Below are 23,523 nucleotides of genomic sequence, written 5' to 3' on the forward strand. Positions count from 1 at the left end.
GGTATGTTAAAAAACTTTTGATGCTTATGAAATTGTGTCTCTTGTTTATCTGTGTTTTCACGTTGACACTTTCAGCTAGCTCGTTTGCTCAACAAGAGCGGGTTAGTCTTGATTTGAAGAACGTGTCGGTGAAAGTTTTGTTGGATGAAATTCAAAAACAGACGAATTGGTGTTTCCTCTTTAATCCGGAGCAAACGAAACAATTGGGTAAGTTGTCGTTACGGGTGGAGAATGAAACCGTGGAAGAGGTGTTGAATCGTATTTTGAAGGATACGGATTTAACGTTTAAATTTAAAAATGATCTTATCATGATCGTACCTAAGGATGAGGTGGAAGATGATAAGAGTAAGAAAGATATCCGGATTGTCGGTCAGGTAACAGATAACAAGAAACTTCCGTTACCGGGTGTAACCGTGATCGTTAAAGGTTTGACTATCGGTACGGCGACTGACGGGAACGGGCGATACGCCTTGACTCTTCCCAAGACGGAGAAGTTGGCGTTGCTTTTCTCTTTTGTCGGGATGAAAACCCAGGAGGTGGCATATACCGGAAAAGATACGATTAACGTGGTTATGCAAGAAGACGCGGAGACTTTGGAGGATGTGATTGTTACCGGTTATGCCACGATTGATCGCGGCAGTTATGTCGGGGCCGTGACACAAATACGTGCAGAGGACATACAGGTGGCCGGAGAGGCTACTATTGACCAGATGTTGCAGGGATGGGTTCCGGGTATGTCCGTTATAAACAAAACCGGAAAAGTGGGAGGTTCTCCCAAGATCCGTATCCGTGGAACCTCAACCTTGTTGGGAAATCAGGAGCCGCTTTGGGTTGTGGATGGTGTGATTCAATCCGATCCTCTCCCGATTCCGGATGATGCAAGTCCTCTTTCTTCTGAAATGGATGGATTGCGGGAAACGGCCAGCAATGCGATTTCTTGGCTTAATCCTGCGGATATAGAAACGATTACCGTGTTGAAGGATGCGTCTGCCACGGCGATTTATGGAACACGGGCAACCAATGGTGTGATTGTGATCACGACCAAGAAAGCTAAAGGCGATGGGTTGAACATTTCGTATAGCGGTAATTTCAGCGTGGGAATGAAACCCAGCTATCGTATGTATGATATGATGAACTCTCAGGAACACATGAGATTCTCTCAAGAGTTGTGGGAAGATAGGGATAGTTACAATCAGAATGTTTTACCGATCGGTTATGCTGGTTTAATCCAGAAACTACAAAAGAAAGAGATTACCCGGCTGCAATTTGAACAAGAGTACCGGAAAATGGAGAGGATGAATACCGATTGGTTTGATATTTTGTTCCGAAATAGTTTCAGCCATGCCCATAATGTCAGTATCTCTGCTCAAGGGGAAAAAGTTTCAAGTCGTTTTTCCGTGGGAATCAACAGTACTCGGGGTGAAGCGAAAGGAAATGACATGACCACGTTGACGGCTAGTTCCAATACCACTTTCCGTTTGGATAAGCGGTTGATTATTGATTTGCAATTGAATGGTAGTTATCGGGAAACGGAGGATTTTGCGTTTGGGGTAAGTCCTTACGAGTATGCGATGAATACAGCCCGGGATATTCCTGCTTATCATGAAGATGGAACCCTGTATTATCACGAAAAAGCCGGGGCAACGAGTTTTTCTATCCCGAATAAGTTTTCATATAACTATAACATATTGAATGAACGAGATAATTCCGGTACGGAAACAGATGGAACGAACTTGCAGGCAGCTTTGAATTTGCGGTTGAATTTGTTGAAAGATCTGGAATTTCAGACAACAGCATCTTATGCCCTTGCAACGAATAAAATTAAGTCATGGGCAACGGAAAACACGCATTACATAACCCAGATTCGCGGTTACGAGGTGGGAGAAATTTTGCCTAGTTCGGCGGAACAGTATGCCAGTGTCCTGCCGTTTGGGGGATTATTGCAATCGGAGTATGCCCAGACGAAAAACTATTCTTTTAGAAGTAGTTTAGTGTATAATAAAATGTTTAATGAGGATCATCGCCTCACGTTGAATTTGGGATTTCAAGTCAATTCTGTGACTCAGGAGGGGAATGCGAGTTTGCGGTATGGTTATCTTTACTATCGGGGAGAGAAGTTTGCCACGGTTCCGACAGAAATAACAGCTGCGAACGGGTTACATAAAAATTCGAGGGATCTTCATGATGAAATGCGGGCTGGGACAACGATTACGACGACGAAAAATAACACGGTCAGTGAGTATTTTACAGCCGTGTATGGTTATAAAGAACGTTATATTATGAATTTCAATGCTCGTTTGGATGCTTCTAACCGTTTCGGTCAGGATGAAAATAAAAAATTTAATCCCAGTTTATCAATCGGGGTGAAATGGCGGATTGGTAATGAACCGTTTATGGCTTGGGCTTCCTCGTGGTATGATATGTTTGATATTTCGTTTTCTTATGGTTGGCGAGGAAATGCGGTGGAGTCAGTTTCTCCTTATTTGATTGCGAAAGATGGTGGATTGAATAAGTATTTCCAACAGTACACGCTGAAGATGGTATCCTTACCTTATCCTGATCTCGGTTGGGAGAAGACCGAAGACTGGAATTTGGGAGTCGATTTTTCTTTCTTCCAAGGAAGAATGAGTGCCGGGCTTAGCTGGTATAATAAGATCAGTCACGTGTTGGCTTCCCGGGAAGTGCCCATTGAAAATGGTGTTGCCAATGCTTATGTTGATGGGACGACGATGAAAAACAGCGGTTATGAATTGGCTGTCAGTGTTACTCCGGTTAGAACGAAAGATTTCACTTGGTCTCTTTCTTTCAATACGAGTAAGGTAAGAAATACAGTTCGGAATAATCAACGGGAAAATACCCGGGATGATTATCTTAACGGGACGGCGATTGTTAGTGGAGAAAAGTACGGAACTTTTTACGGGTTTGCATTTAACGGGCTGGATCCGGCTAATGGAAGACCGACATTCAAGAATATGGATATAGATGTTACGGAGAATGATTTGGATTATTTGGTGAAAATTGGTTGCATGGAGCCGGACATTTCCGGTGGTCTCAATACTTCTTTACGGTATAAGAGATTGGTATTGCGTGCTAGTTTTGCTATGTCATTTGGGGTCAAGCCCTTCTTCCGGATTTCTTTGCCACGGCGGGAGCTCCGAGACCGGAACAAAATGCACCCCGTTATTTGTTTAAACGTTGGCGTAAACCGGGAGACGAGAAAATCACGAATATTCCTTCTATCCCTGCCGGAAATCCGAATGAAATAAACATTCAGTTGCCTGTTGAAGGGTATGTTGCGATGAGTCCTTATGCGATGTATAACCAATCTGACTTGAGGGTGGCAGACACCGATTTTATCCGGTGCAGGCAAATTTCCTTACAATACGATTTACCTGACGCTTGGGTAAATAAGATTGGGGTTAGACGGGCATCCGTGAACGCCAGTCTTGCTAATCCTTTCTTTATTGCTTTTGACAAGGCATGGGAAGGACGTGATCCTGAAACAGCGAATTGGCCTGCACGTCGGACAGTTTCTTGCTCGTTAACTCTTAATTTTTAGTTGAACGGATAATTGTTAGAATGATGAAAAACAAGATATTTATTTTAGGAGCTATTATGGGATCGTTTATGCTGGGGGCTTGTGGAGATTTTTTAGAAGAAGAATCCCAAAGTGAGGTAATCCCGAAGACAACATCTGACTTCTCAGAACTATTGCTGGGTACGGGGTATCCCGATGAGTCGGCTCCGAACTTTTCTTTCTTATCCTTGATGGATGATGATTGTGCTCATTTTTTGACTTATTCAAGTCCGTGGAGTCCGGAGGGAACTGTGGAAACGGTAAATGCTATCACCCAATTCCCGATCTATTCATGGCAACCGACTCTTGCTGATTATGATGGTTACGATAGTGAGATCAATGAAACGGCAAGTTCTACCACGTACGCCCAGTTCTATTCAAAAATATTGGGATGTAACGCCGTGTTGGATTATATTGATGAGGCCATAGGAACACAGGACGATCGGGATCGGGTGAAGGCTGAAGCTCTTGCTGTAAGAGCGTTACTGTATTTTCAATTGGTTAATATTTATGGGGAACCCTATAACCATAATAAGGACGCTTTAGGAGTTCCGGTTCGGTTGATTTCCGATTTGACGGAAAAGAACATTGAACGTTCCACCGTGGGGTATATTTATGAAGAGGTGATTCTGAAAGATTTGTTGGAGGCAGCCCGTTTGCTGGATCCTCTTCCGATTATGCGTAAGAATTTCCGGATCAATCAGCCTGCCATTCATATCCTGCTTTCCCGGGTTTATCTGTATATGGAGAATTATAAAGAGTGTATTGCCGAGGTGGAGAAAGCAGAAAAGCAAGGAATCGGGTTATTGAATATGGTAAATAATTTGGATGTTATCCTGACAGATAATGGTTATGCCCCGATTTCTTACAATAATCCCGAGGTTGAATGGTTTTTCGGGCCGAGTGCGGTTGCGAATCATTGGGAATATCAACCGGGGACAGCACCTGCTTTTCGGGTTCTATGGGATCAGGTGAATGACCAACGTTTTTTGGCTTATGCGCTCCAAGTTGTGGGTGATGACAATACGGTATACCTGAAAAAACCAATGAGTAGTTCAGAGTTAGGACAATCTATCCGTTCGGCAGAAGCGTTTTTGAACCGGATGGAAGCTTACGCTCTTTCCGGAGAGGAAGGGTTGGCGTTGACCGAATTGAATGCATTCCGGAAGACCCGCGTGATCGGTTACACGGATGTAAATCTGAGTGGTCAGGCACTTCTGGATGAGATCCGGTTGGAACGTCGAAAAGAACTTTGTTTTGAAGGTCATCGTTGGTTTGATTTACGTCGTCAAGGAATGCCGGAAATCAAACACACGTATAAGGCTGAAAAAGGAGGAGCGGTGTATGAATATGTACTGCAACAGGGGGATCCCATGTATACACTACCGTTTCCTAACAGTGTCGTATTGCAAAACAGGGCTCTTGTTCAGAATCCGTCACGGGAGATGGGAGCGAGACAAGGTGAGATTCAATAAACGTAAAATAGAAGATCATGAAAAAGATATTATTAGCTATAGCTTGCCTGTGGGCTGCATGCATTTCTTGTAGCGAAGACACGAAAATCGGTGCGCCGGACGAAATATTGCCGGATTACGTGCTACCACAGGGAGACGCTTCGAAGGAGGCAAACGATCGGATTCAGCAGATATTCGATACCTATACGTCTTACGTGCTTTATAATTACACGGAGAAAGATGCTTTTTGGACACAGACGGCAGCAGGTGGTGCAGCGCAAATCTATCGGGCTATCATGGGTGAACCCCGTCATGTGGATGCCATGCTTGATTATATTCAGGATATTTGGCTTCAGTTTTTTCCGGAAGAATTTTTGAAAAAAGGAGGAATGCCCTACCGGGTCTTTCTGGCTGATTCAATTTATTGGGATCGTGGTTGGGGTAAAACTCTTTATAATTATCGCATAAATGGTAATGCGCTCATTATTGGAGGGATGAATAAAGATCTGACCACTATGGATGCCGTAACTAAAAGGACGAGGAAAAACGAACTATTGGGGGCGATGTGGGATTATTATATTGCTCAGGGGTTGTTAAATGTGCCGGATGAGTTTTATGAAGATACGGATTACGAGAATGCACCTGCTCTCCCGTTAGATGGTGAGAATTTGGAGGCTTATCGAAAGAGAGGATTTTTACCGACATTTAATAGTTATTCCGGAGCGCAGGAAGAGTGGTATTGGGGGGATTACCCGTGGACTCAAGCGAAAGAAAACGATTTGAAATCTTTTATGTTGCATTTACGGAACCAAACGGATGAGGAAGTAGCTTGGTTCCTGAATAACCCGGAATACGAGTTGATCCAGAAAAAATGGAATATTTTAATTGATTACTACAAGAAAGAATTTGGTATTGATCTTCGGAAAATGGGTAATACGACTTTTTAATAAATCACTGTAAAGATAATTGTTTGTAGAGTATGAAAAAGAAATTTGTTTATGTTCTTTTTGCTTGCCTAGCCATGGTTAACATGGCTTTGGGCCAGCAAAAAGAGTCCCGCTTGACCTTAAATCCGGAAGTACCCGTGGCCGGTCAGAGTTTGGAATTGACATATAATCCGAAAGGAGGGCCATTAGAAGGTAGATCCGATTTGGTCGGGATTGTTTATATGTATAATTTTTATCACTGGGAGATGGGCGATGTGCAATTGAAGCAGGAAGGAGATATTTGGAAAGGAACTTTCGAGATGCCGGAAAATTGTGCTTTTATTGCTTTTAAATTCCAGTCCACGTTTACCTTGCAACCGGACTCAACGGATAATAATAACGATAACGGGTTTATGTTTATCCCCCAGAATAGTGCGGGTGATTATTTGCCGGGTAGATACCTTGCTTGGGGTGTATTCCGGATGCCTTCGCTAGGATCGGAAACCGGGAATTATTTTTCCGGGAACTACAAGGAGATTTCTAACGAGGCCGCGATGATGTGGACGGATCAGGAGACAAAACATTATCCTCAATATGGTCGCCACTTTTTCGGGACTATGAAATCAGTTTTGCGAAAAATGTATGGGGATAACAGCCGTCCCGGAATAGCGCACTTGTTGCAAGTTATGGAAAGCCAACCGGATTTGACCGAGAATGAATACGAGGAGATCAGTAGTACTTACCGAATTGATTTGAAAAATAAGGAGAAAGCGGATAGTATCGATCAGGTGATCCTCAAATTATTCCCGCACGGGGGCTTGGCTCGTTTTAACCGCTCTTTCGAGTTGAATACTTTGCCTGAAGAGGAATACTTTGCGGCTGCCGATCAGTTTCGAAAAGATTTCCCGATAGAGGAGTGGAGGAAAAATCCAAATCCTAGAGGATTCGTGTATAATAATTTTTATCGTGAGCTGGCCACGAGGTACTATAAATCGGGAAATTACAAGAAACTGGAAGAAATATTGCCCGAGATGGATATGGTAATGATCAATGATGTATTCCGAAAAGGTGTCGAGTTTGCTATTCGGAAAACTCCCACGCCACCGGAAACCTATGTCGAGATTTCAAAGAAATTCATCGATCAGATGATTGCTAAGGTGGGTGACGGTTCGTATGCGCAAACTGTAGCAGCCTCTCCTCGGCAAGCTGAAGGACTGGCCCGCTTGTGGTTGAATTACTATATCTGTGTTCATGCTCAAGTTGCCGAGAAATGCGGTCGTTACCAAGAGGCTGTGGACGTGATGAATTTGATTGATGAGGATCAACGGTATATCTCTTATCCGGCGGGAAATGAGGCATACATCGTGAGTCTGGAAAAGTTAGGAAACCATACTGAGGCTTTCGAAGCAATGAAAGGTGCGGCAAGTGCCGGACAGATGACCCCGGTAATTTATGACAAATTAAGAGAGCATTATGCTACCTTGAAGGAGAAACCTGCCACATTCGAGGCATGGATTGCATCTCTGAAACCGAGGCATGAGGTTGAAAAAATCAAGAATAAACTTCGTGCAGAAATTATAGATATACCTTTTGAGCCCTTTGTCATGGAATCACATCAGGGAGGGAAAGTGAAATCTGTTAGTTTCAAAAAAGATGAAATCGTGGTGATTGATTTTTGGGCTTTGTGGTGTGCGCCTTGTATTGCTGCTTTAGATGGGATGCAGATGGCCGTGGATCTTTATGCTAATGATCCGACCGTGAAGTTCTATTTCGTGATCACGCAAGATGAACCGAACCGTGAGAAAATAGATGCTCTTTGGAAGAAGAATGGTTTCCGGAACATGGAAGTTCTTTATGATGCGAATCCGAAAGGAAAGAATTCCCGGAATGTCGTGTATAAATCCATGTTTCCCGGAACATCGGGTATTCCTCAAAAAGCCATCCTTAAAAACGGGCATATCCGCTATCGTGCGGAAGGGTACGGTGGAAGTCCCAGCGGTTTGATGGATGAGATTTCTTATGTTATCGAGATTCTTAAAGAGGAGGGAAATCATGTTGAGAAATAATCTGATCGTCCTGTTGCTTGCAGCAGCAGGACTTTTTTCTTCTTGCGGGAGTGGGAACCACTATTCGCTTACCGGGAGTTTGCCGGCTCGTTATGATGGATGTCTGGTTAAGCTTACGCCTGCCACGTTCTTTTTCTCCGAGGAGAAACCCAGTCCAGTGGATAGCGTCAAAATCAAGGATGGTAAATTTCAGTTTGCCGGAACGGTGCAGGAACCGACCGTCTATATGCTGACAATTGATGGCGTGGATTATAAGATCCCGGATATGGCCTCAATCGCCGTGGTGATTGAACCCGGCGATATTACGATGGTATATGATACGCTGGGTATCATGGTGTCCGGAACCCCTGTAAATGAACGGTACATGACAACGATAGGAGAGGCCAAGCGGGAAACTGTGCGTCAACGCCAACTTTTATGGCAGGAACGAGATAGCGTGAAGCGTTTGCCGGGAAGTGTGGAAAATGAGATAGATAACTACTATAATCTGAAAAGTAGTGCTATCTTCAAGGAGAATGTCATTCCGGCATCAGAAAACTTTATTCGAGAATACGCGGGTACTGAAATCGGGGAGTTCTTCTTCTTTCATTGTTGCGGGAAAGATGTGTATAGCAAGGCTTTTGTAGATGAGGTTTATCCGACTATTCGGCCGGAAATACGGGAGCAATACGAGGCTTTAATCCGGGCTCGTCAGGAAAAACAGGATTATTTTGTGCATTCGCAGAAAGCCACGAACGTGGGAATGCCCTATCGGGAGATTGTGGCTCGAACAATAGATGGGAAAGAGATTCGTTTATCGGATTATGTCGGTAAGAAACAACTTATTTTACTGGATTTCTGGGCATCTTGGTGTATCCCTTGCATCCAGGAGGTTCCTCTGCTAAAGCGATTGCAGGAAAAGTATAAAGATCAAGGATTACAAATTGTGGGCGTGTCCGTTGATTCTGATCGGGAAAAATGGCAGGGAACTTTGGATAAGCATCAGCCGGCAGGCATCCAGATTTCCGAATTGAAAGGTTGGGAAAGTGTTTCCCGTGTTGATTACGGGGTACAGGCGATACCGTTTACGGTTTTAATCGATGCATCCGGTAAAATCCTTGCTCGCAACCCGCATGGTCCGCTTTTGGAAGAGATCATCGAGAAGTATTTTTCTAAAAAATAGAAATCATTTTTAAATGATTTAGGGTTATGCCCCGAAAAACTATCTTTGTTTGAAAAGTTTTTCGGGTTATAACCCTAAACATTTACCTTGTTAGGTAAAAATTGGCATTTCCTTGGGCCGGAATAACTTTTTCTGTACCACGTAGTATGCGACCAAAACGGCAGCACCCGTCACGATCCACGAGATGGGATAGATGACCATCAAAGCGTCGAAACTGGGCAATAAGGGACAGACAAGGTATATCCATAGTAATCGTAAGACACAGGTACCGAACACGGTGAGGATAGCCGGTAGCATGGAATAGCCAAGTCCCCGGAGTGCAGCTCCGGCAATTTCGTATGAGCAGGCAAGGCACTGTGTCAATAAGACGATATTCATGCGAAGTGCTGCATAGTGGAATACTTCCGGACTGGATGTGAAAAAGCTGATGGCGAAGTGTTTTTGCCAGACGAATAGCACGTTCAGCAAGCCGCAACAGGCAACACTTAATAACATCGTCAGACGGAAAATTCTTTTACAGCGATCAATTTGTCCAGCCCCGTAATTTTGGCTGATGAAAGTCACCGCGGCTTGGCTGAAAGCACTGACCACGAAATAACAGTAATACTCGTACGTGAGGGCGGCGGCAGAACCGGCAATAGCTGCGGAGCCGAATCGGTTGACGGCTGCTTGTATGAAAATGTTGGCAATCGAAAACACCATCCCCTGTATTCCTGCGGGGACTCCGATCTGAAGAACTTTTCGTAATTCGGGACGATTGATGCGGAGGTGCTTGAAGTCTAGCTTGAATGGTCCTTGTTCGTGTCGCAGGATGTATATGATCACGCCTGCGCTGAACATATTGGCAACGACCGTACCAATAGCAACGCCCGCAACACTCATCTTGAAGACAATGACCAGCAGTAAGTTTAGCACGGTATTGATGATCCCGGCAGCAACAAGACAATAAAGCGGGCGTTTCGTGTCTCCCATGCTACGGAGAATGCTTGCCCCGAAGTTGTATACCATGAAGAAGGGCATTCCGAGGAAGTAAATGCGAAGATACAGAACTGCCAGGTCTATGACATCATCGGGCGTGTCCATAGCTTCCAGTATCGGGCGGGCTATGAGTAAACCTACCACGAGTAGTAGGCACCCACTTGTCAGTGCGATCACGGAGACCGTGTGTATGGCATTTTTGATTCCCCGTTCATCTTTTTGTCCGATGTAATTGGCGATCACGACATTTGCCCCGACGGATATTCCCACGAACAGGTTAATCATCAAGCTGATCACCGAACTGTTGCTTCCCACAGCTGCCAGAGCCTGATCGCTAGCAAATCTTCCCACGACGGCCACATCTACCGAGTTGAATAACTGCTGCAGGATGCTACTTGCTGCTAATGGCAGAGAAAACAACAGAATCTTGTTCAATAAACTTCCATGCAGCATATCCATCCGGACCGCACCTTGTGATGATTTATTATGAGTACGCATATTTTGACATTTTCATGACGCGAAAGTACAGGAAACAACCTGATAATAGCATACACGGATTACTTTTTGTTTTATCAATTTTACTGATCGGGTAATAGAGAGGAATAAAAAAATCCGCCCCAAACGAGGCGGATTCTTTATATAGACTTACTATATTATTAGCAGTGTCCTTGAGCGCACATAGCCTCAGCAACTTTGATAAAGCCACCGATGTTAGCACCCTTAACATAGTTGATCTTGTTACCTTCTTTACCGAATTTAACGCAAGTATCGTGGATGTCTTTCATGATCTGAGACAATTTAGCGTCTACTTCTTCAGCAGTCCAGCTATATCTCATTGAGTTTTGGCTCATTTCAAGACCAGAAACGGCAACACCACCAGCGTTAGCTGCTTTACCCGGAGCGAAAGTAATGTGAGCGTTAGCATAGTTCACTGCTTCTGCAGTACAACCCATGTTAGACGTTTCAACGATCATTTGGCAACCGTTAGCAACCAATTTCTTAGCGTCGTCTTCGTTCAACTCGTTTTGGATAGCGCAAGGGAATGCGATGTCACATTTAACTTCCCAAGGTTTAGCTTTCGGGAAGAATTTAGCACCGAATTTCTCTGCGTAAGGAGCTACAACGTCGTTGTTGCTAGCACGCAATTCCAACATGTAGTCTACACCTTCTTGAGTAAGACCTTTCTCGTCATATACGTATCCGTCAGGACCAGAGATCGTAACAACTTTAGCTCCTAATTGAACTAATTTTTGAGCAGCACCCCAAGCTACGTTACCGAAACCAGAAAGAGCAACTACTTTACCAGCGATTTTCTCACCTTTTTCAGCCAACATGTGTTGTGCGAAATAAACGGTACCGTAACCAGTAGCTTCCGGACGTACTCTTGAACCACCGAATTCACGGTTCTTTCCAGTTAATACACCAACGAATTCGTTGCGGATTCTCTTGTATTGTCCGAACAAGAAACCGATTTCACGACCACCAACACCGATATCTCCAGCAGGTACGTCAGTATCAGCACCGATATATTTGCAAAGTTCAGTCATGAAGCTTTGGCAGAAACGCATGATTTCGTTATCTGATTTTCCTTTCGGGTTGAAGTCAGAACCTCCTTTACCACCACCCATCGGAAGAGTAGTCAATGAGTTTTTGAAAGTTTGTTCGAAACCTAAGAATTTCAAACCGCCAAGGGTTACTGACGGGTGGAAACGCAAACCTCCTTTGTACGGTCCAATAGCACTGTTGAATTGTACTCTATAACCACGGTTGATTTGTACTTCACCTTTATCGTCGATCCAGGGCACTCTGAACATGATTACTCTCTCAGGTTCTACCATTTTCTCAAGGATCTTGTTAGCCTTGTATTTCGGGTTTGCCTGATAGGTATCCCATACAGTTTCAATCACTTCTTGAACTGCCTGGTGGAATTCTGATTCACCTACGGTTCTAGCCTTTAAGGCATCCATGAATTCTTTAATCTCTGCTTTCATTTGAATATTGTTTAAGTAAAAACTTTAAAAAAACATTTTCATTTACTTGAATTATCAAAATTCGGTTCAAAGGTATGCTTTTGTTTATGATTCCAAAAATTTTTCGAGTTATTTTTTGGTAGGTGCAAACGTTATAATAGTTTAAAATTTCAATCACGATTCATGAAGTGCTATGAATCTGTAATAAAACCTGTTAAATGAGCGTGTAACAATTACCGGGGAGTTGCATCACGTGACCTTCCAGTTCGAGTTTTAAAAGAAGTACGGAGAGGTCATGCACGGGTATGCGTGTAAGCTGATGTAATTGATCGATATTTTGTTCTCCCCTTTTTAACAGAATCTCCAAGAGTAATACTTCATTATTTGTTATGGGGAATAAATCCAGGGACATCTGGTAGGGGCCGGTTGGGAGAGGTGGCCAGTTGAGAATCCGGAGCAGGTCCTTGATGTTTTCTACCAAGGCGGCAATATTTTGTTTGATCAACAGGTTACACCCGGCGAAGGTCGGGTCTTCCGGTCTTCCAGGAATCGCCATCACCTCCCGGTTGTATGACAGGGCTTGTCGGGCGGTAGACATGGCCCCTCCTTTTATGGGAGATTCGGCGACAAGAATCGCCTCGCTCATGCCTGCCACGATACGATTGCGTTGAAGGAAATTTGTCGGTAAAATCTGTGCGCAAGTCGGAAATTCTGAAATTAAAGCTCCTCCTTGTTCCAGAATTTTTTCGGCCATATTTTTGTGTGAGGCGGGATAAACCATGTGTAGGCCGTGCCCGAGAACGGCCTGTGCTTTTAAACCGTAATGTATGCACGCCGTGTGGGCGGTAATGTCGATCCCGTAAGCCAATCCACTGATGATATTCGGGTGGTAACCTGTTTCGGCCAGTTCATGGAGCAACGTGTCTACTCGTTTCTTGCCCATTTCGGTTGCTTTGCGGGTTCCCACAATGGCAATATTCTTCGAGTCGGAGTCATCCAGAATCCCCTTATAAAATAGTACGAGTGGGGCATCCGCGCAATGCTTCAAAAGGCGGGGATAATTCGAATCTTCGATCCCGCATACCCGGATATGATGTTTTTCCATGACGTCCAACTCCTGCTTTGCCATCTGTAACCAGCGGGAGCGTTCGGGTTGGATGTTTGTCAGGTTATTTTCCCGGAAAAGAGTCTCTATATTCTGATCTGTTTCTTCGAAAAAGCCGGAAATTCCGCCACATTGTTGGAACAAGGAGGCAAAAAGAGCATTGTTAAGCCGGGGTGCCATGGTGATGGCAACCCTTGTCAGGACCGAGTTTTCATGATTCATACGCCGATATTTAAATGTGATTTGTGACAAAAATACGCCTTTATAGTTTAAAAAGCGAATGAAATGGAGAAAATGAGTTCATAAGGTTTGTAAAGTTTATAAGGTTTATAAAGTGTCGGGAGTCCTCCGGATAAAATCTATCGGCAACTCAAGCTGCCGTGGACAAAGGTCTCGCAGGAGTCCAAGAACTTTATAGACCTTACGAACCTTATAAACTTCTTCTCTTTTGGGCATCTGATTAAAATAGTTTAATTTTGTACGGAAATACAGGATGAATGGAAAGTATCATTTTTACCACGGATGCCAGCATTGTCCTTGCCGAATTGCTGGGCGGAATCAGGCACGAGAATTTATTTATCGTGGCGGATAAACACACGGTCGGTTTTTGTGATCGCTTGTTTGAGAAGGTGGATTGGATTCCCTCTCACGTGGCGGTTCTGGATTGCGGGGAAGAGTATAAGTCGATTGAAAGCGTCAGCCGGATTTGGATGATGTTGAGTAAACGGGGGGCGCGTCGATCTTCCATTCTCGTGTGCGTGGGAGGTGGTGTCGTGACGGATTTAGGAGGATTCGCGGCTTCCACGTTCAAGCGGGGGATGCGTTGCATCAATGTTCCCACGACACTGTTGGCGCAGGTTGATGCATCTTTGGGCGGTAAAACTGGGTTTAATTTCAACGGTTTGAAAAACGAGATCGGCACGTTCTCTATCCCGGAAAAAGTGATTATCGATGTCCATTTTTTAAGTCATTTACCCGTGCGGGAACGAATGTCCGGTTTCGCGGAGATGATCAAGCATGGTTTATTATCAGACCGGGAGTATTTGACCCGGTTGTTGAGCTTGGAATATCAAGAAACGAGTCCGGAAGATTTTCTGGAGCTGATTCGGCGTTCCGTGACGATAAAAGATGAAATCGTTTCCCAGGACCCCAGGGAACAGGGACTGCGTAAAGTGTTGAATTTCGGGCACACGATCGGGCATGCCATTGAAAGTTTGTCTATCATGCGGGGAATGGCTCTCTTGCACGGGGAGGCGGTGGCATTGGGATTGGTGGCCGAATTGTACCTGTCCGTCAAAGAAAAAGGTTTTCCGGAAGAAATTTACCTGGAAGTCCGGAATTTTGTCAAACGATATTATCCGAACTATCCTCTGATGGAGCATGTTGATACCTTGTATGGATTGATGTTGCATGATAAGAAAAACGAACGGCGGGGAGTGAATTTCACGTTACTCCCGGGTATCGGGGAATTTTCATTGGATAATTATTGTTCGAAAGATTTAGTGGTTGAGGCATTGAGCCAAGTGTAAATAACGAGTAGAATTATGGATCGAGTTATCGCGTGGGACAAGACGAAGATTGAAGGTGTGGCTGTTTTACCGGCTTCAAAGAGTATCTCGAACAGGGCGCTCGTGTTATGTGCCTTGGCAGGATGCCCGGTGCCGGAGAACTTGTCCGATAGCGATGATACACGGGTGTTGCGGGAGGCCCTGTCCACTTCCGACAGGTTGGTCAACGTGGGACATGCCGGAACTGCCATGCGTTTCTTGACAGCTTATTTTGCCTTGAAAGGCGGGGTCCGGGAATTAACCGGTTCGGAACGTATGAAACAGCGTCCCGTGCAGGTATTGGTGGATGCTTTGCGGGAATTAGGTGCGAGTATCGCCTACATGGGAGATGAGGGTTTTCCGCCTTTATGGATTACTTCCGCACCTTTACAAGGAGGGCGTTCCCTGTTGTTAGACGCGTCCGTGAGTAGTCAATACGTGTCGGCCTTGATGATGATTACCCCTTTGCTGCCGGGAGGCTTGACGCTCGATTTGGAAGAAAGAATCGTTTCTGCCGCTTACATACGGATGACGGCCGGCATGATGCGCTTGTTCGGGGTAGACGTGCGTTTTGAAGGGAAAAAGATTATTATTCCCGAGAAGGGGTACATCCCGGTAAACCTGCGTGTGGAATCCGACTGGACGGCAGCATCTTATTTCTACGAGATGCTTTCTATTGTCGGGCAGGGGGAAATCTTTATTTCGGACTTGAAAAAAGACAGTTTGCAAGGGGATGCGTTGCAATATAGATTGTGGGAACAATTAGGGGTGCAAACAGAATGGCGGGAATCGGGTGTTCTCTTGCGGGTTGCCGGTGAAAACACGGGTTTATTCGAGGCGGATTTCACGGAAATGCCCGATCTGGCTCTTACTTTTATCGTGACTTGTTGTTTAAAAGATATTCCGTTTCATATTCGCGGCTTGGAAACTTTGTATGTTAAAGAGTGTGACCGGGTGGCCGCCTCGATTCGAGAGTTACATAAATTGGGGTATGATCTGGAAGTCCCCGTGCATGGCGAGTTGTCATGGAATCGGGAACGGAATACGTTGATTTCATTGGAAATAGATACTTATCAAGATCACCGTATGGCAATGGCGTTTGCTCCTGTCGGGTTGAAGTTACCCGGTTTGGTCATCCGCAATGCCGGGGTGGTGACGAAGTCTTTCCCTACATTTTGGGAACAGCTGGATAAATTATTGATTTAATCATCCGATTAATCACGAAATCATTTAATCGGCAATCACAGAATCTATTTATTTATGGAATCATTATTACAATCTTCTTATTTCGCGTTGTTTTTAATTGTTGCTCTAGGTTTTATACTGGGACGAATTAATTTTAAAGGAATATCGCTGGACGTGTCAGCGGTCATTTTTATCGCCTTGCTTTTCGGTCATTTCGGGGTAATTATCCCGAAAGAACTGGGAAATTTCGGGCTGGTACTATTTATTTTCACGATCGGAATGCAGGCCGGACCGGGATTTTTTACCTCGTTTAAAGCGAAAGGGAAAGTGCTGGCAATTATCACGTTATTGATCGTGGCCACGGCAGCACTGACCGGAATCGCCTCTAAATATTTGTTTGACATTGATACGCCGAGTGTCGTGGGATTGATCGCGGGAGCGTTGACGAGTACACCGGGTTTGGCTGCCGCTATTGATGCCACGGGTTCCTCGTCCTCTTCCATTGCTTACGGGATTGCCTATCCTTTTGGGGTGATCGGGGTGATTCTGTTCGTGAAACTTTTACCTAAAATATTACGCGTGGACATCCGTGCGGAAGAGAAACGACTGGAAGCCTTGCAGCAACAACAATACCCGGAGATCAAAACGGCTGTTTTCCGGGTGAGTAATCCAAACGCTTTTGACAAGAGCTTGGCGGATCTGCAAATCCGGACCATGACCGGGGCCGTGATTTCCCGTTTGGTTCACGATAACCTGACCGAGATCCCGACTCCTCTATCCGTGTTGCGGGAGGGAGATTTGATCAAGGCGGTAGGCTCCCCGAATGCGTTGCGGCAGTTAGAAATCCTGGTCGGGGAAAAGATGAATCAGGATTTGCCATTGGGGGATAGCATTGATATGCAGTACGTGCTGTTGACGAATAAAGAGGTGGCCGGGAAGAGCTTGGGTAGTTTGAGCCTGCATCAGAATTATCACTGCACGGTGACCCGCGTGCGTCGTTCCGGTATTGATGTGGCTCCGAGTCCCGATTTGGTTCTGCGTTTTGGTGATAAGTTGACGGTAATAGCCCGGAAGGAGAGCATGAAGGACGTGTTGAATCTTTTGGGGAATGACAAGAAACGTTTGTCGGACACCGATTTTTTCCCGATAGCAATGGGTATCGTGTTGGGCGTGCTTTTCGGAAAAGTGAATATCTCTTTTTCCGATAGTTTCACCTTTTCTCCGGGATTGACGGGAGGAATTCTGATCGTGGCCTTGGTTTTGGGTTATCTTGGTAAGACTGGACCTATCGTGTGGTCTATGTCCGGCCCGGCCAATCAATTGCTACGTCAATTAGGATTGTTACTATTTTTGGCGGAAGTCGGGACCTCGGCAGGCGTAAATCTGGTACAAACTTTCATGGATAGCGGGTTAACCCTGTTCGGGGTGGGTTTTGCTATTACCTTATTGCCGATGATCGTGGCATTGTTGGTGGGGTACTATGGTTTCCGGATCAATATTTTGGATCTGATGGGAACGATCACGGGAGGAATGACGAGTACACCGGGATTGGCAGCCGCTGACTCCATGACTGATAGTAACATCCCGAGCGTGGCCTATGCAACGGTTTATCCGATAGCGATGGTGTTTCTAATTATCTGTATTCAACTATTAAGTATGTTAATTTGAACATAAATTACGAGGAATACTTTTTATAAGTGGAAAATAAAAAATATTTTTGTCCCACTATGGTTCAAAATAAGTGCAAAATTGGATGAATCAATATTAATAGAGAGATTACGACGGAATGATCGAAAAGCCTATTCAGATTTGTTTGACGGGTATTTCGATAAGTTGTTTACGTTTGCCCTGAATATGGTTTTTCGGGAAGACGTGGCCAATGATATTGTGCAGGAGGTCTTTATCGCGATCTATGAAAAATCGGTTCTGAAAAATTACCAAGGTTCCCTGAAAGCCTATCTTTACACGAGCGTGCGTAATCGTTGCTACAATTACCTGCGGGACGCGAAAGTCGAGGATCGTAACATGGCGTTATACGCCGAGGCGGCAGTCTATTCGGACAACGTGGACATGATCGATCGGGAGGAGATTCTGGAGAAAATCCGGGAGGTGCTGGACGAGTTACCGGAAAAATGTCGGGAAGTGTGCCTTCTTCGTTTCGTGCATGGGTACAAGTACAGCGAGATTTCCGAACAGTTGGGGATGAATGAGAATACCGTGAAGGTACAGTTGCATCGTGGGTTGGAAAAGTTGAAACGTTGTTTCTCGGATTATGATTTCGTGCTAGTGCTTTTCATGTTGACGGTTTGTTTTGAAAATGTATAGGCTGTTTCAAATTGGCTCCATTCGCGTGTCGTGATGTGCGTGACCCGGGTAAGCTGTTTTTGTCCTTGAAAAACGAGATCTCGGGGGAAGCTTCTGCCGGGTATGGTTATCATGTCACAATTAAATTGTTATTATAGACCAAGCCGAATGTTAATATATCCTATCGTAATACAAATATTTGTTATTGTTATAGGAGCGGGATAGGGGAGGAATGGGAGCGGAATGGGAGCGGCTCGCAATATGATAACTGGATGATGAAATTATAATTACGATTTTTTACATTAGTTTGGATTTATCTCGTTCGCAACATTTATGAAATTGCGGGGGATAATCGAGTTTCAAAAAAAACGGTATCACTCGTGAATGGAAGGTTTGATTTTAATGATAAGATAAAATTCTGAAATTTTTTCATTTCTCCTGTAAACATTTTTCAAGGTTTCGTGTTATAGGGACGAAATTTTTAGAAAAATACTATGAAAATGGATTGGAGGTTGATAAAACGGAGCTTTACTTCTTCACTGGATGAGGAGGATAGGCTGGTTTTGGAGGCTTGGCTGGATGAATCGGAAAGACATCGGCAGCTCTACGAGGAGATGAAACGTTTCGTGGCGAGGCGGGAGAATTTCCAGTTGGACGTGGAGGCAAAGAAGCAATTTAAACGGGATTTCGAGACGAGAGTTGACGAGGCCTACCGGAGACGGGGACGACGGGTGTGGTTGAAGGTGGTGAGTTACGCGGCGATGTTGACATTACCGATTATTGCGGGAATGTTGCTTTGGACAAGGCAGCCCGTGGAGGACGTTGTGGATTACGGTATCGGGCCTATCGAGCATGGCGTGAGAAAAGCGACGTTGGTGTTGAATGACGGGAAAGTCCTTGCTCTTGATACTTCCCGGATGACACTGAAAGAGATTGACGGGGTGACGATTCACACGAATGATCAAGCGTTGGTTTACGTGGATTCTTTGGATAATAAGGGTGTTAATTTACAGAATCGGTTGATTACTCCTAAAGGGGGAGAGTACACGATCATGCTGGCCGATGGGACGAAAGTGTGGGTGAATGCGGCGACGGAGATTCGTTACCCGGTGAAGTTTGCGGGTAAGGAGAGACGGGTACGGTTGGAAGGAGAGGCTTATTTCGAGGTGACGAAGGATACCACTAGGTCGTTTATCGTGGAGGCGAACGGGATGGAGGTGAAGGTGTACGGAACGCAGTTTAACGTGAACACTCGTCGGGATGACCAGATTCAAACGACATTGGTGGAAGGTTCCGTGTCGGTGAAACCGAAGGGATTGGCGGAAGTGATGTTGAAACCGAACCAGCAAGCGGTGTTTAACAAGCTCGCGGGGCGGGTGTCGGTCCGGGATGTTGACGTGATGTCTTACGTGGCGTGGCAGCGAGGAAATTATTATTTCGAGAACAAGAGTATAGGCGAGATACTGGATGAACTATCGTTGTGGTATGATATTCAGGTGTTCTTTGTGAATAACGAGGTAAGAAACGAACGGTTTAGCGGGTATTTGCCCCGTTACGAGGAAATCAATGGGTTGTTGTCTCTGATCGAGAAGACATCCCATGTGCAGTTCGAGATAAAAGGTAGAGTGATAATCGTGCGAAAATAAAATTCCGGAAAAGCGGCTACTTTCCCGGAATCTAAATCAATATGAGCGAACAAATGCGACAATGTTTGCTCAAGTAGTTTTTTAATTCAAAAATCAAATGTATGAAAAAAAACAAAGTTTTTACTATTTCTATGGTAAAAAGAATTTATTGAAAATCATGAGGTTGTTATTTATTTTGATGACGATGACCAGCATGACGATTTCAGCCAGTAGTTTCTCGCAAGAACAGCGGGTGACGTTGGACGTGAAAAATGTTGGTGCGATGGAATTGTTTAAACAAATTCAGAAGGAGACGAATTTGTTTTTCGTGTACAATGATGCCGATTTGGTCTCGTTTAACAACATTTCCGTGTCCGCCAAGGATGAGGCCGTGGAAATTTTATTGAAACGTACTTTTTCGGGTTTGGATTTTTTGTTTGAGGGGAATGTTATTATTGTAAAACCCTCTGTCGCTAAGGATGAAAAGAAGGAGGTAAAGAAATTTGTTATCAAGGGAAAGGTGATCGACGAAAAGAAACAACCGCTCCTCGGGGTGACCATTCGTTTGGATAGTACCACGGTGGGATGTTCCACGGATGCAGCCGGGTTGTTTTCCTTGACGTTACCTGTTTCGAAAGGTAAGTTGATATTCTCTTTCGTGGGTTTCAAACAAGAAGTGAAAACGTTTAAGGCCGGCGATGAGCTGATCGTGATGCTGAAGGAGGAGGTCTCTGACTTGGATGAAGTTACTGTGATCGCTTATGGAGAACGTAATAAAAAGGAATTGATCAGTTCCGTGTCATCCGTGAAGGCAAAAGATTTGGAGGAAGTTCCTTCTTCCAGTTTGGAAAACCTACTGCAAGGTCACATGGCCGGAGTCGAGGTGAATAACGTGTCCGGTGCTCCCGGTGGTGGCGGTAGTCGAGTTGCAATTCGCGGTTACAATAGTTTAATGGTAGATGGTGTCAGTGATAATACTCCGTTGTACGTGGTGGATGGGGTGCCGGTTAATTCGTTTACCTCACCCTTGACAGGTACCAATACGTTGGCGGAAATTGACCCGATGACGATTGAGTCGGTGGAGGTATTGAAGGATGCGGCGTCGGCAGCAATATACGGTTCACGTGCTAGCAACGGGGTGATTTTGATTACCACGAAACATGGTAAGGCCGGGCAGGCTACTTTCCAGGCAAATGCTTCCTATTCGTGGACGTGGTACCCGGAAACTCCTTTCCAAATTCAAGGAAACGGGGAGCGGAAATGGTGGTTGGAGGCGGCCAAACACGTGGTGGTGGCTTATTTTGATGCCAATAATCAAGCACATGTTCCTAATTCTCCGGAAGAGGCTATGGGAACGACAGGGTATTATGATTTTTTCTGGAAAAATGGTATTTCAAATGCGATTAATGCTCCTATGTTAAACAGGGCGTTACAAGATAGTTTGAACCCGTTTTATAATAATTCCACGAATTGGTGGAAATATGCTTTCCATACGGGGAAAACATTGAATGCGAACCTTCAGGCTTCCGGGGGAACGGAACGGGTGAAATACATGGTCGGACTTGGTTGGTACAACGAGAAAGGTATCAACGTGGGTTCTGAGTTTTCTCGTGCGAATTTGATTACCAATTTGAATTTGATCCCGCGGAAGAATCTTACTTTTGACGTTCGTCTGGCTCTCTCTTATTCAGATATGAGTATGGCTTCCGGGGGATTAGGAAGCCACAATATTGCTCAAATGACCGTGAGTCCTAAAAGTACCTCAACTTTGCTGGGTGCTGAAGGGGAGGTTTATGATAAAATATTTCAGAACTTGAATGATGTTTCGGAAAAGAAGTATAATTTTAATATCCGTTCAAATATTCGTTTGGCTTATAAAATTCTTGAGGGGTTGGATTTTTCGGGTTCGTTAGGAATCGATTATTCCCAGTCTCAGGCAAATCGTTTTGAACCCAGTGCGATGGATTTTAATAATGGGTTGAGCGTTTCGTACGGGCAGATGCAAGGGAGCGTGCTACTTCAAACAGAGGAGTTGCTGCATTATAATTTTAGTTTGAAGGAGCGTCATAATTTTGATTGGTTGTTCGGTTTTGCTTACACACGTGAAGCGAAGAATAGTCTAGTTGGTTCCGGAAAGGGAGCTCCTAGTGACTACATTCATTACGTGACTTCGGTGATGCCTACCCTGAAAGAGATCAATGGGGTGATGAAGGCGATGCAGGCTTTTAATTCAGATTTTGAGGAGAAAGTGATGGTCAGTTATTTTGGTCGAGTGGCCTATAACTTGGATCGAAAATATTTGATAGAATTTACTTTACGTCGGGATGGTTCTTCGGTTTTCGGTAAAGATGTACGTTGGGCAACCTTCCCTTCCGTTGCTTTGGGATGGAATTTCTCGGATGAGGCTTTCATGAAGAATTTCTGGTGGTTGAGTCACGGTAAGATTCGGGGTTCTTGGGGTACTTCCGGACAGACTTTCAAAGCTCCTTATTTGGCGCAAGGAGTCATCGGTGAAGGGGATTCTTTCTTGGGTGTTGCCGGATTGGTCCCTTCTCAAATGGAGAATCGGAACTTGACTTGGGAAAAATCCGACCAATATGATCTTGGTTTGGATGTTGACTTGTTCGATTACCGGTTGAAATTGAAGATGGATTACTATTATAAATACACGAGTTCTTTGTTGTGGCAGGTTGATCTGCCCGGAACGGTTTATTATCACAAATATTTGTGGGATAATGCACTGGAGATTTCTAACGAGGGAATCGAGTTGGAGGCACAACTCGACATCTTGCGCGAGACGGCCGTGAAATGGCGGATGCGTTTTAACGCTTCTCGGAACAGGAATCGTTTGGAAAAGACAAATACGGGAATGGACGTTAGCCAGAAACTCGTGATTGGACGTTCGGCCAACGAGTTATGTGTGTATAGAAATCTAGGGATGGCTCAAAGCGAGTCTGATGTCCCGGTTTATTATGATTCAAAAGGGAACCCGAAATTCTTAGGTTGCGGAGGTATGGCGCAGCCTACTCGGTTAGGGATGAACGTGATTGATGACTTGAATGGGGATGGAATTATTTCTGACGATGATAGATATTTTGCCGGTTCAACCTTGCCTATAGCCTATGGAGGTATCGCCCATGAAATCAAGTGGAAAAGTTTTGATTTGAACCTGTTGTTTAATTATTCTTTAGGCCGAAAGATGATCAATATCTTTAGAAAAGGGGCATTGAATTTTAAGGCAAATAAATTGGAGGCTGTTTTTGAGGATTACCGGAATGTTACTTTCTGGGAAAAATCGGGTGATAGTGCGGATTATCCGGCATTATTCTCGGTTTATAGTGATAATTACGGGCAATACGATGGTTTGATTGATTCCAATATTGAGAAAGTGAATTTTCTGCGTTTGAAACAGTTGACTTTGGGATATAATCTTCCGGCGGCCTTGGCGAAAAGAATTCATTTGCAGGGATTGCGTGTTTTCTTCACGGGAGAGAACCTGTTCTTGTGGAGCAATTATTCCGGCTTGGATCCGGAGAACGTGGATGTGTTGGACGGTTTGGATCGAATGGACAATTACCCGAGCGCAAGGAAGGTGACATTAGGTTTAACGCTTAAATTTTAGTT

Annotated in this window: 15 protein-coding genes; 12 read left to right on the forward strand and 3 right to left on the reverse strand. The window is 44.6% G+C overall.

All coding sequences use genetic code 11. The features are described from left to right. The first annotated feature begins 26 nt into the window (after positions 1 to 26). The 6 genes from F1644_RS14105 to F1644_RS14130 are packed head-to-tail and all read left to right on the forward strand — an operon-like array spanning position 27 to position 9,185. Positions 27 to 3,266 carry a SusC/RagA family TonB-linked outer membrane protein gene (locus tag F1644_RS14105; protein ID WP_158571797.1) on the forward strand — a complete coding sequence of 1,080 codons (3,240 nt, stop codon included), beginning with the start codon at positions 27 to 29 and terminating at the stop codon, positions 3,264 to 3,266. Further along, positions 3,185 to 3,559 (forward strand): hypothetical protein, encoded by a 375-nt coding sequence (locus F1644_RS14110; protein ID WP_147344429.1) that lies wholly within the window; start codon positions 3,185 to 3,187, stop codon positions 3,557 to 3,559. Before F1644_RS14105 ends, F1644_RS14110 begins: the two co-directional genes overlap by 82 nt. A gap of 23 nt (positions 3,560 to 3,582) precedes the next feature. Then, complete coding sequence (locus F1644_RS14115; protein WP_158571798.1) at positions 3,583 to 5,052, forward strand: RagB/SusD family nutrient uptake outer membrane protein; 1,470 nt, start codon at positions 3,583 to 3,585, stop codon at positions 5,050 to 5,052. A 17-nt stretch (positions 5,053 to 5,069) separates the two neighbouring features. Then, positions 5,070 to 5,978, forward strand: coding sequence for a hypothetical protein (locus F1644_RS14120; protein WP_118303306.1), 909 nt, complete (start codon positions 5,070 to 5,072; stop codon positions 5,976 to 5,978). 32 nt (positions 5,979 to 6,010) lie between these two features. Further along, entirely contained in the window at positions 6,011 to 8,023 is a 2,013-nt protein-coding gene (locus F1644_RS14125) for a TlpA family protein disulfide reductase (protein ID WP_168044201.1), read from the forward strand. After that, a complete protein-coding gene (locus F1644_RS14130; RefSeq protein WP_158571799.1) occupies positions 8,010 to 9,185 on the forward strand; it encodes a TlpA disulfide reductase family protein in 1,176 nt (391 codons plus the stop codon). The genes F1644_RS14125 and F1644_RS14130 overlap by 14 nt, the downstream gene beginning before the upstream one ends. A gap of 90 nt (positions 9,186 to 9,275) precedes the next feature. On the opposite strand, the gene F1644_RS14135 is transcribed toward F1644_RS14130, so the two are convergent. The 3 genes from F1644_RS14135 to dprA all read right to left on the reverse strand — a co-directional run bounded on the left by F1644_RS14135 (position 9,276) and on the right by dprA (position 13,460). Then, entirely contained in the window at positions 9,276 to 10,661 is a 1,386-nt protein-coding gene (locus tag F1644_RS14135) for an MATE family efflux transporter (RefSeq protein WP_118303312.1), read from the reverse strand. Positions 10,662 to 10,819: 158 nt separating this feature from the next. Next, positions 10,820 to 12,154 (reverse strand): NADP-specific glutamate dehydrogenase, encoded by a 1,335-nt coding sequence (gene gdhA / locus F1644_RS14140; RefSeq protein WP_087419545.1) that lies wholly within the window; start codon positions 12,152 to 12,154, stop codon positions 10,820 to 10,822. A 193-nt stretch (positions 12,155 to 12,347) separates the two neighbouring features. Continuing rightward, positions 12,348 to 13,460, reverse strand: a complete 1,113-nt coding sequence (gene dprA, locus F1644_RS14145; RefSeq protein ID WP_118303314.1) for a DNA-processing protein DprA — start codon at positions 13,458 to 13,460, stop codon at positions 12,348 to 12,350. A 275-nt stretch (positions 13,461 to 13,735) separates the two neighbouring features. Here dprA and aroB point away from each other — a divergent pair, with 275 nt between their 5' ends. The 6 genes from aroB (at position 13,736) to F1644_RS14175 (ending at position 23,521) form a co-directional block, all read left to right on the forward strand. Beyond that, positions 13,736 to 14,767 (forward strand): 3-dehydroquinate synthase, encoded by a 1,032-nt coding sequence (gene aroB / locus F1644_RS14150; protein ID WP_118303316.1) that lies wholly within the window; start codon positions 13,736 to 13,738, stop codon positions 14,765 to 14,767. 15 nt (positions 14,768 to 14,782) lie between these two features. Further along, positions 14,783 to 15,991: a 3-phosphoshikimate 1-carboxyvinyltransferase gene (locus tag F1644_RS14155; RefSeq protein WP_118303318.1), complete on the forward strand. Its 1,209-nt coding sequence runs from the start codon at positions 14,783 to 14,785 to the stop codon at positions 15,989 to 15,991. A gap of 54 nt (positions 15,992 to 16,045) precedes the next feature. Then, on the forward strand, positions 16,046 to 17,638 hold the full coding sequence (locus F1644_RS14160) for an aspartate:alanine exchanger family transporter (protein ID WP_118303320.1): 1,593 nt from the start codon (positions 16,046 to 16,048) through the stop codon (positions 17,636 to 17,638). Positions 17,639 to 17,719: 81 nt separating this feature from the next. Further along, on the forward strand, positions 17,720 to 18,295 hold the full coding sequence (locus F1644_RS14165) for an RNA polymerase sigma factor (RefSeq protein ID WP_158571800.1): 576 nt from the start codon (positions 17,720 to 17,722) through the stop codon (positions 18,293 to 18,295). Between the two features lie 473 nt (positions 18,296 to 18,768). Next, positions 18,769 to 19,920: a FecR domain-containing protein gene (locus tag F1644_RS14170; RefSeq protein ID WP_118303324.1), complete on the forward strand. Its 1,152-nt coding sequence runs from the start codon at positions 18,769 to 18,771 to the stop codon at positions 19,918 to 19,920. A gap of 97 nt (positions 19,921 to 20,017) precedes the next feature. Further along, positions 20,018 to 23,521 (forward strand): SusC/RagA family TonB-linked outer membrane protein, encoded by a 3,504-nt coding sequence (locus tag F1644_RS14175; RefSeq protein ID WP_317147131.1) that lies wholly within the window; start codon positions 20,018 to 20,020, stop codon positions 23,519 to 23,521. Positions 23,522 to 23,523: the final 2 nt, after the last annotated feature.

The sequence above is a fragment of the Butyricimonas paravirosa genome (genome assembly GCF_032878955.1).
In the GTDB taxonomy this organism is placed as follows: domain Bacteria; phylum Bacteroidota; class Bacteroidia; order Bacteroidales; family Marinifilaceae; genus Butyricimonas; species Butyricimonas paravirosa.

Excerpts from the sequence above, each read along its gene's own strand:
- F1644_RS14125 (WP_168044201.1), top strand. The coding sequence starts at position 6,011 with ATGAAAAAGAAATTTGTTTATGTTCTTTTTGCTTGCCTAGCCATGGTT.
- F1644_RS14130 (WP_158571799.1), top strand. The coding sequence starts at position 8,010 with ATGTTGAGAAATAATCTGATCGTCCTGTTGCTTGCAGCAGCAGGACTT.
- F1644_RS14120 (WP_118303306.1), top strand. The coding sequence starts at position 5,070 with ATGAAAAAGATATTATTAGCTATAGCTTGCCTGTGGGCTGCATGCATT.
- F1644_RS14175 (WP_317147131.1), top strand. The coding sequence starts at position 20,018 with ATGTATGAAAAAAAACAAAGTTTTTACTATTTCTATGGTAAAAAGAAT.
- F1644_RS14160 (WP_118303320.1), top strand. The coding sequence starts at position 16,046 with ATGGAATCATTATTACAATCTTCTTATTTCGCGTTGTTTTTAATTGTT.
- aroB (WP_118303316.1), top strand. The coding sequence starts at position 13,736 with ATGGAAAGTATCATTTTTACCACGGATGCCAGCATTGTCCTTGCCGAA.
- gdhA (WP_087419545.1), bottom strand. The coding sequence starts at position 12,154 with ATGAAAGCAGAGATTAAAGAATTCATGGATGCCTTAAAGGCTAGAACC.
- F1644_RS14105 (WP_158571797.1), top strand. The coding sequence starts at position 27 with ATGAAATTGTGTCTCTTGTTTATCTGTGTTTTCACGTTGACACTTTCA.
- F1644_RS14135 (WP_118303312.1), bottom strand. The coding sequence starts at position 10,661 with ATGCGTACTCATAATAAATCATCACAAGGTGCGGTCCGGATGGATATG.
- F1644_RS14155 (WP_118303318.1), top strand. The coding sequence starts at position 14,783 with ATGGATCGAGTTATCGCGTGGGACAAGACGAAGATTGAAGGTGTGGCT.
- F1644_RS14170 (WP_118303324.1), top strand. The coding sequence starts at position 18,769 with ATGAAAATGGATTGGAGGTTGATAAAACGGAGCTTTACTTCTTCACTG.
- F1644_RS14115 (WP_158571798.1), top strand. The coding sequence starts at position 3,583 with ATGAAAAACAAGATATTTATTTTAGGAGCTATTATGGGATCGTTTATG.
- dprA (WP_118303314.1), bottom strand. The coding sequence starts at position 13,460 with ATGAATCATGAAAACTCGGTCCTGACAAGGGTTGCCATCACCATGGCA.